This is a genomic window from Salmonella sp. JXY0409-18, from assembly GCF_020268625.1.
GTDB classification, from domain to species: Bacteria; Pseudomonadota; Gammaproteobacteria; order Enterobacterales; family Enterobacteriaceae; genus Salmonella; species Salmonella enterica.
Genome location: NZ_CP084216.1, coordinates 1,618,499 through 1,634,681, shown reverse-complemented (window position 1 = coordinate 1,634,681; position 16,183 = coordinate 1,618,499). Strand labels below are relative to the sequence as shown.

The 16,183-nt window shown below is 52.8% G+C and carries 17 protein-coding genes; 9 read left to right on the top strand and 8 right to left on the bottom strand.

What is annotated here, in order from left to right:
* Window positions 1-236 precede the first annotated feature (236 nt).
* Entirely contained in the window at window positions 237-320 is an 84-nt protein-coding gene (gene yohP, locus LDB27_RS23920) for a small membrane protein YohP (protein ID WP_000698460.1), read from the top strand.
* 57 nt (window positions 321-377) lie between these two features.
* Here yohP and dusC read toward each other — a convergent pair whose 3' ends face one another.
* From dusC to LDB27_RS07645, 6 genes are all read right to left on the bottom strand, one after another.
* The gene (gene dusC, locus LDB27_RS07670) at window positions 378-1,316 is read right to left on the bottom strand and encodes a tRNA dihydrouridine(16) synthase DusC (RefSeq protein WP_001264834.1); all 939 of its coding nucleotides are present in this window, start codon (window positions 1,314-1,316) and stop codon (window positions 378-380) included.
* Window positions 1,317-1,424: 108 nt separating this feature from the next.
* A complete protein-coding gene (locus LDB27_RS07665; protein WP_000150099.1) occupies window positions 1,425-2,618 on the bottom strand; it encodes a 3-hydroxybenzoate 6-monooxygenase in 1,194 nt (397 codons plus the stop codon).
* Window positions 2,619-2,632: 14 nt separating this feature from the next.
* Window positions 2,633-3,277 carry a maleylacetoacetate isomerase gene (gene maiA, locus LDB27_RS07660; RefSeq protein ID WP_000781183.1) on the bottom strand — a complete coding sequence of 215 codons (645 nt, stop codon included), beginning with the start codon at window positions 3,275-3,277 and terminating at the stop codon, window positions 2,633-2,635.
* Between the two features lie 8 nt (window positions 3,278-3,285).
* On the bottom strand, window positions 3,286-3,987 hold the full coding sequence (locus tag LDB27_RS07655; protein WP_023231103.1) for a fumarylacetoacetate hydrolase family protein: 702 nt from the start codon (window positions 3,985-3,987) through the stop codon (window positions 3,286-3,288).
* A 15-nt stretch (window positions 3,988-4,002) separates the two neighbouring features.
* Entirely contained in the window at window positions 4,003-5,040 is a 1,038-nt protein-coding gene (gtdA, locus tag LDB27_RS07650; protein ID WP_023231104.1) for a gentisate 1,2-dioxygenase, read from the bottom strand.
* An 11-nt stretch (window positions 5,041-5,051) separates the two neighbouring features.
* The gene (locus LDB27_RS07645; RefSeq protein ID WP_000194222.1) at window positions 5,052-6,410 is read right to left on the bottom strand and encodes an MFS transporter; all 1,359 of its coding nucleotides are present in this window, start codon (window positions 6,408-6,410) and stop codon (window positions 5,052-5,054) included.
* Between the two features lie 125 nt (window positions 6,411-6,535).
* On the opposite strand from LDB27_RS07645, the gene LDB27_RS07640 reads away from it, so the two are divergent.
* The 8 genes from LDB27_RS07640 (at window position 6,536) to preA (ending at window position 13,517) form a co-directional block, all read left to right on the top strand.
* Entirely contained in the window at window positions 6,536-7,444 is a 909-nt protein-coding gene (locus LDB27_RS07640) for a LysR substrate-binding domain-containing protein (RefSeq protein ID WP_000024658.1), read from the top strand.
* Between the two features lie 131 nt (window positions 7,445-7,575).
* Window positions 7,576-7,974 carry a CidA/LrgA family protein gene (locus tag LDB27_RS07635; RefSeq protein ID WP_000045719.1) on the top strand — a complete coding sequence of 133 codons (399 nt, stop codon included), beginning with the start codon at window positions 7,576-7,578 and terminating at the stop codon, window positions 7,972-7,974.
* Complete coding sequence (locus tag LDB27_RS07630; protein ID WP_000989296.1) at window positions 7,971-8,666, top strand: CidB/LrgB family autolysis modulator; 696 nt, start codon at window positions 7,971-7,973, stop codon at window positions 8,664-8,666. Before LDB27_RS07635 ends, LDB27_RS07630 begins: the two co-directional genes overlap by 4 nt.
* Window positions 8,667-8,819: 153 nt before the next feature.
* On the top strand, window positions 8,820-9,704 hold the full coding sequence (cdd, locus tag LDB27_RS07625) for a cytidine deaminase (protein WP_000553526.1): 885 nt from the start codon (window positions 8,820-8,822) through the stop codon (window positions 9,702-9,704).
* 176 nt (window positions 9,705-9,880) lie between these two features.
* Window positions 9,881-10,600: an outer membrane permeability protein SanA gene (sanA, locus tag LDB27_RS07620; protein WP_000920081.1), complete on the top strand. Its 720-nt coding sequence runs from the start codon at window positions 9,881-9,883 to the stop codon at window positions 10,598-10,600.
* A complete protein-coding gene (locus tag LDB27_RS07615; protein WP_000605187.1) occupies window positions 10,597-10,842 on the top strand; it encodes a DUF2542 family protein in 246 nt (81 codons plus the stop codon). The genes sanA and LDB27_RS07615 overlap by 4 nt, the downstream gene beginning before the upstream one ends.
* A gap of 204 nt (window positions 10,843-11,046) precedes the next feature.
* The gene (locus LDB27_RS07610; protein WP_001136398.1) at window positions 11,047-12,288 is read left to right on the top strand and encodes an NAD(P)-dependent oxidoreductase; all 1,242 of its coding nucleotides are present in this window, start codon (window positions 11,047-11,049) and stop codon (window positions 12,286-12,288) included.
* Window positions 12,282-13,517 (top strand): NAD-dependent dihydropyrimidine dehydrogenase subunit PreA, encoded by a 1,236-nt coding sequence (preA, locus tag LDB27_RS07605; RefSeq protein WP_023231105.1) that lies wholly within the window; start codon window positions 12,282-12,284, stop codon window positions 13,515-13,517. Before LDB27_RS07610 ends, preA begins: the two co-directional genes overlap by 7 nt.
* 74 nt (window positions 13,518-13,591) lie before the next feature.
* Here the strand turns inward: preA and mglC are convergent, their stop codons facing one another.
* Window positions 13,592-14,602: a galactose/methyl galactoside ABC transporter permease MglC gene (gene mglC / locus LDB27_RS07600; protein ID WP_001275101.1), complete on the bottom strand. Its 1,011-nt coding sequence runs from the start codon at window positions 14,600-14,602 to the stop codon at window positions 13,592-13,594.
* A 15-nt stretch (window positions 14,603-14,617) separates the two neighbouring features.
* Window positions 14,618-16,138, bottom strand: coding sequence for a galactose/methyl galactoside ABC transporter ATP-binding protein MglA (gene mglA / locus LDB27_RS07595; protein ID WP_023215249.1), 1,521 nt, complete (start codon window positions 16,136-16,138; stop codon window positions 14,618-14,620).
* Window positions 16,139-16,183: the final 45 nt, after the last annotated feature.

Below are 16,183 nucleotides of genomic sequence, written 5' to 3'. Positions count from 1 at the left end.
TCAGACAACAAAAGACATATTTTGAAATTTATATGATTAGCAAATAATTTCATCTGATACATTTTTTGATGTAATGATTCAATGTAAAGTCCCATTAACCCGTTAATAAATGAACGATTTTGCTGCAATACGCGCCAGCAGCCTTCATGAGTTAAACGTCGCCGCGCCCAACAAAGCAGCAGATGGCTTAATACTTTCCTATACTTTGTTTGTATTTACCAATAAAGGGACAAACAATGAAAATTCTTCTATGGGCAATCTTAATTATTTTTCTGATTGGGCTGTTGGTGGTAACGGGCGTGTTTAAGATGATTTTCTGATTCCTGCGCCGGGCAGCGATAGTATCTGTCCGGCACACGTTCTGGACGCTGTAGAGATTAGATTTTAATAGCCTGAATCGCCCGCGCAATCTCGGACGAACGGTTTAACGCCCGAATCGACTGAAAGAGTTCCGTCGCCTCAATATATTCCTTACGTAAATATCCCAACCACTGTTTAATACGCGCGACATGGTATAAACCGGTATCGCCCTGCTTTTCCAGTCGGGTATATTTTTGTAATAATGCAACCACTTCCGGCCACGGCATACGCGGCTCGTTATACTTCACCACCCGGCTCAGGTTAGGAATATTTAACGCCCCACGGCCAATCATCACCGCATCGCAGCCGCTGGCCGCCATACATGCCTGCGCGCTCTGCCAGTCCCAGATTTCGCCATTCGCGATAACCGGAATAGTCAGACGCTGGCGTATTTCGCCGATCGCCTGCCAGTCGATATGCTCGGCGCGGTAGCCCTGCGCTTTGGTACGGCCATGCACCACCAGTTCACTGGCGCCGGCCTGCTGCACCGCATCGGCGATTTCAAATTTTCTATCGCCGCTATCCCAGCCGAGACGCACTTTTACCGTCACCGGCAGATGCGACGGTACCGCGGCCCGCATCGCTTTCGCGCCCTGATAGATGAGTTCGGGATCTTTGAGCAATGTCGCGCCGCCGCCGCTGCCGTTCACCACTTTTGACGGACAGCCGCAGTTCAGGTCCACGCCATACGATCCCAACGCCGTCGCCCGCGCGGCGTTTTCCGCCAGCCACTGCGGGTGCTGGCCCAGAAGCTGAATACGCACCGGCGTGCCGGACGGCGTGCGGCTGGCGTGATGCAACTCCGGGCAGATGCGATGAAACACTTTTACCGGCAGCAGCTGATCCACCACGCGCACAAATTCGGTGATGCAGAGATCGTAATCATTCACTTCGGTCAGCAGCTCGCGCACTAACGCGTCGAGCACGCCTTCCATCGGCGCCAGTAAAACACGCATATCGGTATCCACAGCAAAAAAAGAGGCGCTATCATAACGCCTCTCTGCGATGAGCAAAACTTTTTGCCGGGTGGCGGCGCAAACGCCACGCTACGTCACGTAAAGTGCTCAACGCGGCTCAAGACAGTTATCTTCTTTCCAGCCGTACAGCCATTCGATACCGCGATAAAACGCCTCCTGCGATTTCCCTTTCCACAACAGATTACGCACCTGACGCTCCACCCCGGCGGCGTGATAGAGACGCCCCATCTCGCGGGTAGACCAGACGATACGCGCCGTGCGGGGAATACGCACCGACTCATACAGCGCAAATGCCTGCTGCGCGTCGCCGTCGCAGCGTTCCAGCGCTTTGCCCAGCGTGACGGCGTCTTCCAGCGCCATACAGGCGCCCTGGGCCATATATTGCGCCACCGGATGCGCGGCGTCGCCCACCAGAGTGATACGCTCGGTTCCCCATTTCGCGACCGGCTCGCGATCGGCGGTCGACCAGCGGCGCCAGGAGGTCGGCTTATCCAGCATCTGACGCGGGCGGGGATGAATGCCGGCAAAATAAGAGAGCACCTCTTCTTTACTGCCGTCTTTCACGCCCCACTCTTCTTGCTGGCGGCTGTGGAATGTCACCACCAGATTGTACTGTTGGCCTCCACGGAGCGGATAATGGACCAGGTGACAATGCGGGCCTGCCCACAGCACCGGTGCGTTAATACGTAAATCGTCCGGCATATCGTCGCAATCAATCACCGCCCGATAAACTACATGCCCCGTTACGCGCGGCGCATCGCCGAGTAAACTTTGCCGCACGACCGATTTAACGCCGTCGCAGCCCACGAGAATATCCGCCGTCCAGCTATTTCCCTGCTCATCAAACACCGTAACGTCATCCGGCGTCTGGCGGATATCGACAATATGGGTCGAGGTACGATACTCCACGCCAGGGTGCGTCAGCGCCGCTTCCCATACCGTTGCATGAATATCTACCCGGTGAATTACCGCATACGGCCCGCCAAAATGGTCACGGAACGCCTGTCCGGTTTCAATGCATACCACTTCTTCGGCATTCACGGCATCCATCATGGTAATGTGATCGGTAAACACCGCACGCTGGCGGGCAACATCGCCCACACCGAGACTATCCAGCGCCGAAAAAGCGTTCGGCCCAAGCTGAATACCCGCGCCAATCTCGCCAATTTCGTGCGCTTTTTCCAGCAGCATGACTTTTATTCCCTGGCGCGCCAGCGACAGCGCGGTCGCCGCGCCGCCGATTCCGCCACCTACAATAATTGCGCTTGTCACGTGAGTCATGGTCATTCTCCTTTTCAGGCCGGGATTTTATCTTGTTGATTTTCCGGCGCGGCGGCAATAAACGCCGGTAGCTGTACGCAGGCGTCATAAACGGCTTTACAGCGCGGATAGCCTGATAAATCGCAGCCCATCCTGAGCGCATTCGCCCACTGAGGAATCAGGCAGCAGTCCGCAAGGCCTGGCGCGTCGCCCACGCAGAATCGGCCGGACTGACTTTTACGCAATAGCTGCTCTACCGCGCTTAACCCTTGCTGTATCCAGTGGGCGTACCAGCGTTTTTTATCCTCTTCGCTAACCTTCAGCTCATCGGTCAGGTAGCGCAACACGCGCATGTTATTGATTGGGTGTATATCGCAGGCGATAGCGTAAACAATTTCCAGCGCCTGGCTGCGCGCCGGGTCGCTCGTCGGCAGCAGCGGCGTTTGCGGAAAATGTCGGTCCAGCCAGTCGACGATGGCCAGCGATTGCCCCAACGATTCGCCGTCATCAGTGACCAGCGTCGGCACCAGGCCTACCGGATTCATCCGTCGGTAGGCCAGCGCATTCTGCTGGCCGATACGAATATTGACGCCCACCGTCTGGTAATCAATCCCCTTTAACGCCAGCGCAATACGTACACGATAAGACGCCGAACTATTAAAGAAACTGTACAGCTTCATCGTTCACCTCAGACAATTTTCACAGCAATCGGCGTCAGACCTTCTACGTTCCCGGTGATGACATCCCCTTTCACCACGGCGCCCACCCCCTCTGGCGTACCGGTGAAAATCAAATCGCCTGGCTGCAATTCAAAAAAGCCGGACAAATAGCTGATGGTTTCATTCACCGACCAAATCAGATGACGAATATCGCTGCGCTGCTGGTCTTCGCCGTTAACCTGTAGCCAAATAGGGGCGTTATCCACATTATGCGTTTCAGCGGCTTTGTGTAATGGCGCAATGGGCGCGGAGAGATCGAACGCTTTGCCAATTTCCCACGGGCGTCCCATCTGACGCATTTCCATCTGACGATCGCGACGCGTCATGTCCAGACCAGTGGCGTATCCCCAGACATATTCATGGGCTTTTTCCAGCGGGATATCGCTCCCCTTTTTACCAATCGCCACCACCAGCTCAATTTCATAATGGTAGTTATCGGTCTGCGCCGGATACGGCAGTTCCAGTGTATCCCCCGCCGCTACCGGGACGACAGCGTCTGCTGGTTTACAAAAGAAGAACGGCGGTTCGCGATCGGGATCAAAGCCCATTTCACGGGCATGGGCGGCATAGTTGCGACCCACGCAGTAAACGCGACGTACCGGAAACTGCTCATCACTGCCCGCCACTGGTACTGTTACCGGGGCCTGCGGCTGGAATACATATTTGGTCATGTTCTCTCTCCCTAATTAATAACGTGCTTCGCGGAACAGCCCCAGGGCTTCCTGAACCGGCTTGTCCGAAAAGCTGAATAACACCGTGTCTTCACTGCTGCGAAACGACACCTCATGCCAGGTCGGCGCCACAAAAATGTCTTTTGCGGAAAAATGAAAAGTTTCGTTGCCGATAGTGACCTGCCCTGCCCCTTCAACGACGTGGTAGATAGTGCTGTCGGTGCTCCGCGCCACACGCGAGGCAAAGTCTTTTGGCAGCAATTGCAGGAACGCGCCCATTGACGGCATCGGATAACCGCCGGTGACGGGATTAACGTAACGCAGCTTGTAACCTTCCCACTCATCCGGATCGCCCATACGGGTCAGATCGTGCAGCGCCTCGCGGCTGCGGTCGTAACGGTAGTTGAAAATCGGCGACGAGTTCCCGCACTGGTGGCGCAGCGGCAGCATATTCGCTGCATAGCGCGGCAGATAATCGCCCTCTTTTCGCGTCACCGGCTGCTGATCTTCGGGATAGTCTTCCGCAAACCCACAGCCCAGGAGGTTGACTAACGGCAGATCCAGACCATCCAGCCATACCACCGGCTCTGACCCCGGATTACCATGATCGTGCCAGCGCCACTGCGGCGTCAGGATAAAATCGCCGGTATGCATTGGCGTGCGCTCGCCGTCCACCGCGGTAAATGCGCCTTTACCTTCGACGATAAAACGCAGCGCCGACTGGTTATGGCGATGACTCGGCGCGACTTCGCCGGGCAGGATCAGCTGTAAACCAGCATATAAGGTCGCCGTGATCGACGACTGACCGCGCAATGCCGGATTTTCCAGCACCAGCACCCGGCGGATCGCCTCTTTCGCGCCAATGACATTGCCGCTTTCCATCAGTAGCGGACGAATTTCCTGATAATTCCAGTAGGCCGGCGCGCAGTTGGCGTTTGGCGTCTGCGGTACCAGGTGATGTAACGATTCCCACAGCGGCGTCAGATTCTGCCCGGAAATATGCTGGTAATACTGCTGACGGCTATCTTTTACGTTCTGATTTATTTCAGACATGGAGATTCTCCTTATTCGTTTACGACGCTGGCACGCGGCAGGTCGTCAGGTACAGAAATCGAAAGGCGGACAACCACCGTCAGCAGGGTAAGCATTACCGCGCTGATAGCCGCCGGAATAGCAATGACAAAAAACAACGTATCGAAAGAGAAATTGAGGGCCATCATCATGCCGCCGGAGAGCGAACCGACAATCGCCCCGCAGCGTCCAATGGCGTTCGACCAGCTCACGCCCGTCGCCCGGCTTTGGGTGGGGTACAGCGTCGCCGTCAGAGCATTCAGCCCTACCTGGGAACCGCTAATACCGATGCCAGTACCAAAAATCGCCAGCGCCATCAGCCAAAGGCCGTTTTCGCTCAGGCCTATCATGACAATGCAAACCGCGCCCAGCGCATAGCTCACCGCCAGTACCCGGAACGGGTTAAGCCGGTCCATCAACACGCCGAGTAACAGCGCGCCAAGCGTGCCGCCAACCTGGAATGCGGCAGTCACCCACGACGCCTGTTGCAGATCAATACCGCGATGGTTAAGTAACGTCGGCATCCAGCTGGAAAGCAGATAGATAATGAGCAGGCTCATAAAGAACACCACCCATAACATCAGAGTAATGACAAGCTGTCGCCCGGCAAAAAGCTGGCGAATACTGCCTTTGGCGACGGCTGCCGTCTCATGCAGAAAGAATTGCGTATCGTGATAGCGCTCGCCGGTAATGGCGCTGACCGTCCGGGCGACAACGGCTTGCGGTAGTTGGCGACGTACCTGCCAGCGAGGAGATTCCGGCAGCGCGAACAGCAGGCCGAAAAACAGCATCAAAGGCAAGATGCCGCCTAGCGCCAGAATTCCGTGCCAGCCAATCAGCGGCACCAGTTGCGCGCTCACAATCCCACCCATCGCCGACCCCAGGGTAAAACCGCAGAACATCAGCGTGACCAGCGCTCCGCGTCGACGAGCGGGAAGGTATTCCGACGTCATGGTGATGGTATTCGGCATCGCTCCCCCCAGTCCCAGACCGGTTAAGAAGCGCAGCAACACCAGGGTTTCTATATCCGGCGAGAAAGCGGAAAGCAGGCTCAATGCGCCGAATAGCGCCACGCAAAGCTCAATGACCCGCTTGCGGCCAAAGCGATCCGCCAGCGGCCCGCATAGCAGCGCGCCGGCCGTAAGCCCCAGCAGCCCTGCGCCAAACAGCGGCGCAAGTTCGCTGGCGCTTAGCTGCCAGTGAGTACGAATATCCGGGGCGATGAAGCCAATCGCGGCGGTGTCGAAACCGTCGAGCATAACCACCAGAAAACAGCAGATGATAACGCGCCACTGCATTTTGCCGACGGGCGCGGCATCAATAAGGGCTTGTAGATCACGTCGTTGAGTCATAGCTAATGCCTCAGTGCAGGGAGATAGATGTTGTTTTTATGTTTGCTATGTTACGAGTTTGTAGAGTGAGCGATAAAATGTACAATGGCTTTTCAGGCAGAGACATAACCTGGAGGTTATAGCGAATGGCGAACTGGGCGCAGAAATTGAAATTACATCACCTGCAAACGCTGGTTGCGCTGGGCGAACAGGGCAACCTGACGCATGTCGCCCGGATGATGAATATCTCCCAGCCGGCGCTATCGAAGTGGTTATCTCAACTCGAAGATGAGATAGGCATCACGCTTTTTGAGCGCCACAGTAAAGGGCTACGGCCCTCGGAAGGCGGTAAATTACTGCTCCAGCACGCCCAGCGCCTAATTAACGATCTGGAGCGTTCACAGTATGAAATCGCCCGTTTCAAGCAGGGCGGCCTGGTTGGCAGCCTGAAGATCGGCTGTTCGCCCGTGGCGACTGACTGCGTATCACAGGCGATTCTGAGCCTGCTTAACGAAATGCCGACGCTGCATCTGAATATTGAAGAAAAGGTAATGACGCCGCTGCTGCACGATTTGCTTGCCGGTCAGGTGGATGTGGTGGTAGGGCGTGTCGGCGGCCGCGCCCTGCAACTGCCGCTTAATTATCAGGTACTTTATACCGAGCCGGTCTGCTTTGTGGCGCGTCCGCACCATCCGCTGGCCGCGCGAGCGCAGATCGCCTGGAGCGATCTGGCGCACTGGCGATGGATAGTCTGGCCAACCGGCACCCCTATTCGCATCAGTATTGATAACGCCCTCGTCGATAATGGCGTCATGCTCCCGGAAAACACCATTGAATCGGCGTCAATGAACGTCAGCACCAATTTGCTGCAAAGCAGCGATATGATCTCTATTCTTTCTTTACGGCTGGCGCAACGCTATGCCAGCCAGGGGCAACTGGCGATTTTAAACTTGCCAAAAATTGAGCAAAAAGGCAGCGTAGGGATGTTCTGGCGTAAGAATGAGACGCCGTCTTTGGCCCTGAGTCGCTTTTTGTATTTTTTAGCCCAGGTTTAACGCCGCCGACCAGGGGCATTGCCCGATGTTCCTGCTGTCTATACCCACTATGCTAAGAATTCATGATGTGATCGGTAGCACGTTTTAACGTTTAATTGTATGATGAATCCATCTCATCAAGGGCTTTAAACATGAGTAAGTCACTGAATATTATCTGGCAATATATACGCGCTTTTGTATTGATTTATGCCTGTTTGTACGCAGGCATTTTTCTTGCATCACTGCTTCCTATCACTATTCCCGGCAGCATTATCGGGATGTTAATTCTGTTTGTGTTGCTGGCGCTGCAAATTCTGCCGGCAAAGTGGGTTAACCCCGGCTGTTATGTGCTGATTCGTTATATGGCGTTGCTGTTTGTGCCGATTGGCGTTGGGGTCATGCAATATTTTGATTTACTGCGCGCGCAATTCGGCCCGGTGGTGGTCTCTTGCGCTATCAGTACGCTGGTCGTTTTTGTGGTCGTAAGCTGGAGTTCACATCTGATACACGGTGAACGTAAAGTGGTTGGGCAGAAGGGAACGAAAAAATGATGACATATATCTGGTGGTCGTTACCGCTGACGCTGGCGGTATTTTTCGCCGCCCGCAGACTGGCGGCGCATTTTAAAATGCCGTTGTTGAATCCGCTGCTGGTGGCAATGGTAGTCATTATTCCTTTTCTGTTGCTGACCGGTATTCCCTACGAGCATTACTTCAAAGGCAGCGAAGTGCTTAACGATCTGCTGCAACCGGCGGTGGTGGCGCTGGCCTATCCCCTTTATGAACAGTTGCACCAGATTCGCGCGCGTTGGAAATCCATTATTAGCATCTGTTTTGTCGGCAGTCTGGTAGCGATGATTACCGGAACATCCGTTGCCTTGCTGATGGGCGCAACGCCTGAAATCGCGGCATCGGTACTGCCTAAATCCGTGACTACGCCTATCGCGATGGCGGTGGGCGGCAGCATCGGCGGCATCCCCGCGATCAGCGCGGTATGCGTAATTTTTGTCGGTATTCTGGGCGCGGTGTTTGGCCACACGCTGTTAAACGCGATGCACATCCGTACTAAAGCCGCACGCGGGCTGGCAATGGGGACCGCCTCACATGCGCTCGGTACTGCGCGCTGCGCCGAGCTGGATTACCAGGAAGGCGCGTTTAGCTCCCTGGCGCTGGTGATCTGCGGCATTATTACCTCGCTGGTAGCGCCCTTTTTGTTTCCGCTCATTCTGGCGGTAATGCGCTAACGACGGGACAAAAGACCGGGTTAAAATTTGCGATACGTCGCGCATTTTTCATTGAAGTTTCACAAGTTGCATAAGCAATGAGATTTAGATCACATATCAAGACATAGCAGGCCCGTAAACTACGGTTCCATTACATTGTTATGAGGCAACGCCATGCATCCACGTTTTCAAACTGCTTTTGCCCAGCTTGCGGATAATTTGCAATCAGCGCTGGCCCCTATCCTGGCGGACCACCATTTTCCCGCCATGCTGACCGCAGAGCAGGTCTCGACGCTTAAAAATACGGCGGGACTGGACGAAGACGCGCTGGCTTTCGCACTGTTACCTCTGGCGGCGGCCTGCGCCCGTACCGATTTGTCCCATTTTAACGTCGGCGCGATTGCGCGCGGCGTTAGCGGCAACTGGTATTTCGGCGCGAATATGGAGTTCCTGGGCGCCACCATGCAACAAACTGTGCATGCTGAACAAAGCGCGATTAGCCACGCCTGGCTACGCGGCGAAAAAGGGCTCGCCGCCGTCACAGTTAACTACACGCCTTGCGGCCACTGTCGCCAGTTTATGAACGAGCTGAACAGCGGTCTGGATCTGCGCATTCATCTGCCGGGCCGCGCGCCGCATACGTTACGCGATTATCTGCCTGACGCTTTCGGGCCAAAAGATCTGGAGATCAAAACGCTGCTGATGGACGAGCAGGATCATGGCTTTACGTTAACGGGCGATACGCTAACGCAAGCGGCGATTACGGCAGCCAATAAGAGCCATATGCCTTATAGCCACTCACCGAGCGGCGTGGCGCTGGAATGTAAAGATGGCCGTATTTTCACCGGCAGCTATGCGGAAAACGCCGCCTTTAACCCTACGCTTCCCCCGCTGCAAGGCGCGCTAAACCTGCTGAGTCTCAATGGCTATGACTATGCGGATATTCAGCGTGCGATTCTGGCGGAAAAAGGCGATGCAGCATTAATTCAATGGGATGCCACCGCCGCAACGCTGAAAGCGTTAGGTTGCCATAATATTGACCGCGTGCTTCTCGGCTAAGCAAATGTGCCGGATAGCGACGCCCTGGCGTCTTATCCGGCCTGACTCTCCTCTCCCGCGACCCGATACAAGGGAAATCATGCTGAAAATCTCCGCAATCAGACGGCGGTTTCTTGCGCTACGTCTTCGGGTACAGTAGCCTGATCGTACTTTCATCCTGGTATCGAGTTTCCTGCATGTTAAAGCGCGTGTTTTACAGCCTGTTGGTCCTGGTAGGCTTGCTGCTGTTGACGGTGCTTGGCCTCGATCGGTGGATGAGCTGGAAAACAGCGCCCTATATCTATGACGAGCTACAGGATCTCCCCTACCGCCAGGTTGGCGTCGTGTTAGGGACAGCCAAATACTATCGCAAGGGTGTCATTAATCAGTACTATCGTTATCGTATCCAGGGCGCGTTAAACGCTTACAATAGCGGTAAAGTCAATTACCTGCTGCTCAGCGGCGACAATGCCCTGCAAAGCTATAACGAACCGATGACCATGCGCAAAGACCTTATCGCGGCGGGCGTCGATCCTGCGGACATTGTGCTTGATTACGCTGGCTTCCGTACGCTTGACTCCATTGTGCGTACCCGCAAAGTGTTTGATACCAACGACTTTATTATCATCACTCAGCGCTTCCACTGCGAACGCGCCTTGTTTATTGCGTTGCATATGGGCATTCAGGCGCAGTGTTACGCGGTACCTTCGCCCAAAAATATGCTGACAGTGCGCCTGCGCGAATTTGGCGCCCGCTTTAGCGCGCTGGCGGATCTCTATATTTTTAAACGCGAACCGCGTTTTTTAGGCCCGCTGGTACCTATTCCCACGCAGCATCAGGTGCCGAATGACGCCCAGGGGTATCCGGCCGTTACGCCGGAACAATTGCTTGAACTGGAAAAGAAAAAAGGGAAATGATCATGGATGTACAGACGATATTTGTCATATTAGCCTTTCTGCTACTCCCGCTTTTTTGCTTCCGTGAGGCCTGGAAAGGCTGGCGAACCGGCGCGGTAGATAAAGTTGTCAAAAATGCGCGAAAACCGGTTTATGTTTATCGCCATGCCGATCCCGTACAATATTGGTCTTATCTTTTTCTTTATACCGGTTGCGGTTTTTTATTTACTGGAATGATTATTTATCTTCTTTTTTATCGTTAATCTATTTATTACTCCTTTAAAATTGAGAATAGTTATTATTATGATATAAGGAACAAATGCTGTTTTGCATTCTGGTTTCATTTTTTTGTGAATTCTTTCACAGAATACCCTTCTTTCAATGCTTAGGCTGGCGGTAGATTTTGGATCATTAAAACGCGTTATTTGCGTTTCGCCTTAATTTATTCAAGCATTAAGGAAGATTATATGCCGCAACAAAATTATCTGGATGAACTCACGCCTGGTTTTACGCCATTACTGGCAATAAAAGAGGCTTCCCGTTGTTTATTATGTCACGATGCGCCCTGTAGTCAGGCTTGCCCGGCGCAAACCGATCCGGGGAAATTTATTCGTTCTATTTACTTTCGCAATTTTAAAGGCGCAGCGGAAACTATCCGGGAAAATAACGCGCTTGGCGCCGTCTGCGCCAGAGTCTGTCCGACGGAAAAATTGTGCCAGCGCGGATGTACACGTTCCGGAATAGATAAACCTATTGATATTGCACGCCTGCAACGTTTTATTACCGATTTTGAACAGCAGACTGCCATGCAGATTTATCAGCCCGGGAGTAAAACACGCGGGAAAGTCGCGATTATTGGCGCGGGTCCGGCAGGTTTGCAGGCAAGCGTGACGCTAACGCATTTAGGCTATGACGTCACCATTTACGAAAAACAGCCGCAGCCCGGCGGATGGCTGCGTCACGGCATCCCGGCATTTCGTCTGCCGCAAAGCGTACTCGATCAGGAAATTGCCCGCATTGTAGAAATGGGCGTCAATATTAAATGTAATTGTGACGTGGGCGGGTCGCTATCGCTTGCGCAACTCAAAGCCGAATATCGCGCCGTGCTGATGACCATCGGGATGTCCTATGGATCTGATTTACCGTTATTTGAGCAAGCCAGTCACGTAGAGATTGCCGTTGATTTTTTACAGCGCGCCCGTCAGGCCGACGGCGATATTAGCGTTCCGCGTAGCGCATTAATTATTGGCGGCGGCGACGTAGCGATGGATGTCGCCAGTACGTTAAAAATTCTCGGCTGTCCTTCCGTCACCTGCGTGGCGCGGGAAGAATTAGCCGAATTCCCCGCCAGCGAAAAAGAATTTACCAGCACGCAGGCATTAGGCGTATCGATTATTGATGGTTTTACGCCTGTCGCCGTCAGCGGAAATAAAGTGACCTTCCACCATGTACGCCACTCAGGAGAACTGACGCTGGAAGCGGAAAATATTATTTTGGCCGTGGGTCAGCACGCGCGACTGGATACCTTTGCGGAGATAAAAGCGCAGCATAATATTATCGACACGCACAATTATCAAACCGACGACCCGGCGATCTTTGCCGCTGGCGATATTGTTAAAGGCGATAAGACCGTCGTTTATGCGGTAAAAACCGGAAAAGAAGCCGCTCAGGCTATTCATCATTATTTAGAGGAGGCCTGCTCATGTTAACAAAAGATTTGTCTGTTACCTTTTGCGGCGTTAAGTTTCCCAATCCGTTTTGTCTTTCTTCTTCTCCGGTAGGCAATTGTTATGAGATGTGCGCCAAAGCCTATGATACCGGCTGGGGCGGGATCGTTTTTAAAACCATTGGTTTTTTTATTGCCAACGAAGTCTCTCCACGTTTTGACCACCTGACGAAAGAAGATACCGGTTTTATTGGTTTCAAAAACATGGAGCAAATTGCTGAGCATCCGCTGGAAGAGAACCTGGCCGTCATTCGACGGCTAAAACAGGATTATCCGGATAAGGTGCTGATTGCTTCCATCATGGGGGAAAATGAGCAGCAGTGGCAGGAACTGGCGCGTCTGGTTGAAGAAGCCGGCGCGGATATGATTGAGTGTAACTTCTCTTGCCCGCAGATGACCTCGCACGCCATGGGAAGCGATGTAGGGCAAAGCCCGGAGCTGGTTGAAAAATACTGCCGCGCCGTAAAACGCGGTTCATCTTTGCCAATGCTGGCGAAAATGACGCCGAATATTGGCGATATGTGCGAAGTCGCGCTGGCCGCCAAACGCGGCGGAGCCGACGGTATCGCCACCATCAACACCGTGAAATCCATTACTAACATCGACCTGAACCGCAAAATCGGGATGCCGGTGGTTAACGGTAAATCCAGCATCTCCGGTTATTCAGGAAAAGCGGTGAAACCCATTGCGCTGCGTTTTATCCAGCAGTTGCGAATGCACCCTGAACTGCGCGATTTCCCGATTAGCGGTATCGGCGGCATTGAAACCTGGGAAGACGCTGCCGAATTTCTGCTGCTGGGCGCGGCGACCCTACAGGTGACGACAGGCATTATGCAATACGGTTACCGCATTGTAGAAGATATGGCGAGCGGCCTCAGCCACTATCTGGCCGATCAGGGATTTGCCTCATTACAGGAGATGATCGGGCTGGCGAATGGCAATATTATCCCGGCGGAAGACCTGGATCGCAGCTATATCGTCTATCCGCGGATTAATCAGGAGAAATGCGTCGGCTGCGGACGTTGCTATATCTCCTGCTATGACGGCGGTCATCAGGCGATGGAGTGGGATGAACACAGCCGCACGCCGCATTGCAATACGGAAAAATGCGTCGGTTGTCTGCTGTGCGGTCATGTCTGCCCGGTCGCCTGTATTGATTTAGGCGAGGTCAAATTTAAAAAAGGCGAAAAAGAGCACGCGTTAACGCTGTAGCTCGCGGTATGAAGCCCGGCGCGCAGTTTCGCTGCGCCGGGTTATCTGATAAGCAAGGCAATAGGTCTGGATAACTACTTCTTACGCGCGTATTTCAGCGAGTCCAGCGCCACGGCGAAAATGATAATGCCGCCTTTGATAATGTACTGCCAGTACGGGTTTACCCCGATATAGGTCAGGCCGTAGTTGATGACGGTAAAGATAATGACGCCGGTCACCACGCCGAAGACCGTACCCACTCCGCCGCTAAACGATACGCCCCCGACAACGCACGCGGCAATCGCATCCAGTTCATACATAAAGCCGAGGTTGTTGGTGGCAGAACCAATACGCCCAGCTTCCAGTAAGCCGCCGAAAGCATAAAACACGCCGGAGAGCGCATAAATCATCAGCAGGTTCAGCGCCACGTTTACTCCAGAAACTTTTGCCGCTTCCGGGTTGCCGCCAATAGCAAAAATGTTTTTACCAAAACGGGTCTTATTCCACAGCACCCAGACAAACGCTACCGCAATCAGGGCGTAAAAAGTGATGTAGGAGAGCCGGAAACTGCCCATCGCCACAAAGCCCTGCGCAAAGGTGGAAAAGCCGCTGTCAAAGCCGGAAATGGGCGAAGCGCCAACAAAGTCATAGTAAAGGGAGTTGATCCCATAAACGATAATCATCGTGCCAAGCGTGGTAATAAACGGTGTCACGTTCAGGTAAGCAATAATGATGCCGTTCACCAGGCCAATCACCGCGCCAATCGCGCAGACAATCAGGATGACCAGCGCAATCGGCATGGTCGCCATTTCCGGAAACACTTTGTTGGCGTTTTCCATTGATTGCAGTAATGTTGCCGCCACGACCGCCGCCAGCCCTACCTGACGCCCCGCCGACAGGTCTGTCCCCTGGGTGACGATGAGTCCCGCCACGCCCAGCGCGATAATAATACGTACCGAAGATTGCGTCAGAATATTACTTAAATTCAGCAAACTTAAAAAAGTCGGGTCCTGGAAAATAATAATCGCCAGCAACACTAAAAGAACGACGTAAATTCCGCCCTCTTTCAGCCAGGTCAAAAAGCTTTTCTTGTTTAACGCACTCATAAGGAGCCCCTGATCTTAAAGGTGCAAAGAAGCAAGACGCAAAATTTCGTTTTGCGTTGTTGTTTTAGTATCGACAATGCCGGAAACGAGACCGTTACTCATCACCAGGATACGATCGGTAATCCCTAACAGCTCCGGCATTTCAGAAGAGATAATGATGATCCCCTTGCCTTTTTTCGCCAGTTCCGCAATAAGCTGATAAATTTCAAACTTTGCGCCGACATCAATGCCGCGGGTCGGTTCGTCCAGCATTAATATTTCCGGCTGCGTTAATAGCCAGCGACCAATGATCACCTTTTGCTGATTGCCGCCGGAAAGTGAACCAATTTGCGTGCGATGCCCCGGCGTTTTTACCCGCATGGAATCAATGACCCATTGGGTGTCGCTTTTCATCCGGGAATTATCCAGTAACCCCACTTTATTTTTATAATTACGGATATTCGAAATTAATGAGTTAAACCCGATATCCAGATAGGCATAAATTCCGGTGGAACGACGCTCTTCCGTCACCAGCGCAAAACCGTGGTTAATCGCTTCGTTCGCAGTGTGATTATTAATTTTCTTGCCATGTAAAGTGATTGTCCCGGACGACTTCTCACGAATGCCAAACAGCGTTTCGACGATATCGGTACGCTTTGCCCCAACCAGACCGGCAATGCCCAGAATTTCGCCCTTGTGCAAATCAAAGGAGACATCGCGAATGGAAGGCTGGCGCAGCGAGGTCAGGTGACGGACCTCCAGAATCACGTCGCCCGGCTTATTTTCTTTATCCGGGAAGCGCTGGTTCAGGGAACGCCCGACCATCATCGCAATGATCTTATCCATATCCAGCCCTTCCAGCGGCTGGGTGGCAATCCACTGACCGTCGCGCAAGATAGTAATTTCATCGCACAATTGAAAAATTTCTTCCATTTTATGCGAGATATAAACAATTCCGCAGCCGCGTTCTTTCAGCTTGCGAATAATAGTGAACAGATGATTAACCTCTTTCTCAGTTAACGATGAGGTCGGCTCATCCATAATAACGATCTTAGCGTTATAGGAAAACGCCTTCGCAATTTCGATCATCTGCATTTGCGAAACGGATAACGTTCCCACACGCGCGCGCGGGTCAATATCGATATCCAGCTCATCAAATATCGCTTTGGTATCCTGGTACATTTTATCCTGGTCGACAAACATACCTTTGGTGGGATAACGTCCCAGCCACATGTTATCCATGACCGAACGTTGCAATACCAGGTTTAACTCCTGGTGTACCATCGAAATCCCATTCTCCAGCGCTTCTTTCGCCGAATGGAAGTCCACTTCCTTTCCCTGAAATATAATGCTGCCGGAGTCTTTTTGATAAATACCGAAAAGACATTTTAATAACGTTGATTTGCCTGCGCCGTTTTCGCCCATTAATGCATGAATAGAGTGCGGACGAACGTTTAAGTTGACATTATCAAGCGCTTTCACGCCGGGAAATGATTTGTTAATGCCACGCATTTCCAACAAATATTCACCCGACGACGGAGAGATCGTGCTGCCCATAATGATACCCTGTCGGCCTTTTTAATTATGACTATCCGCGCCGGA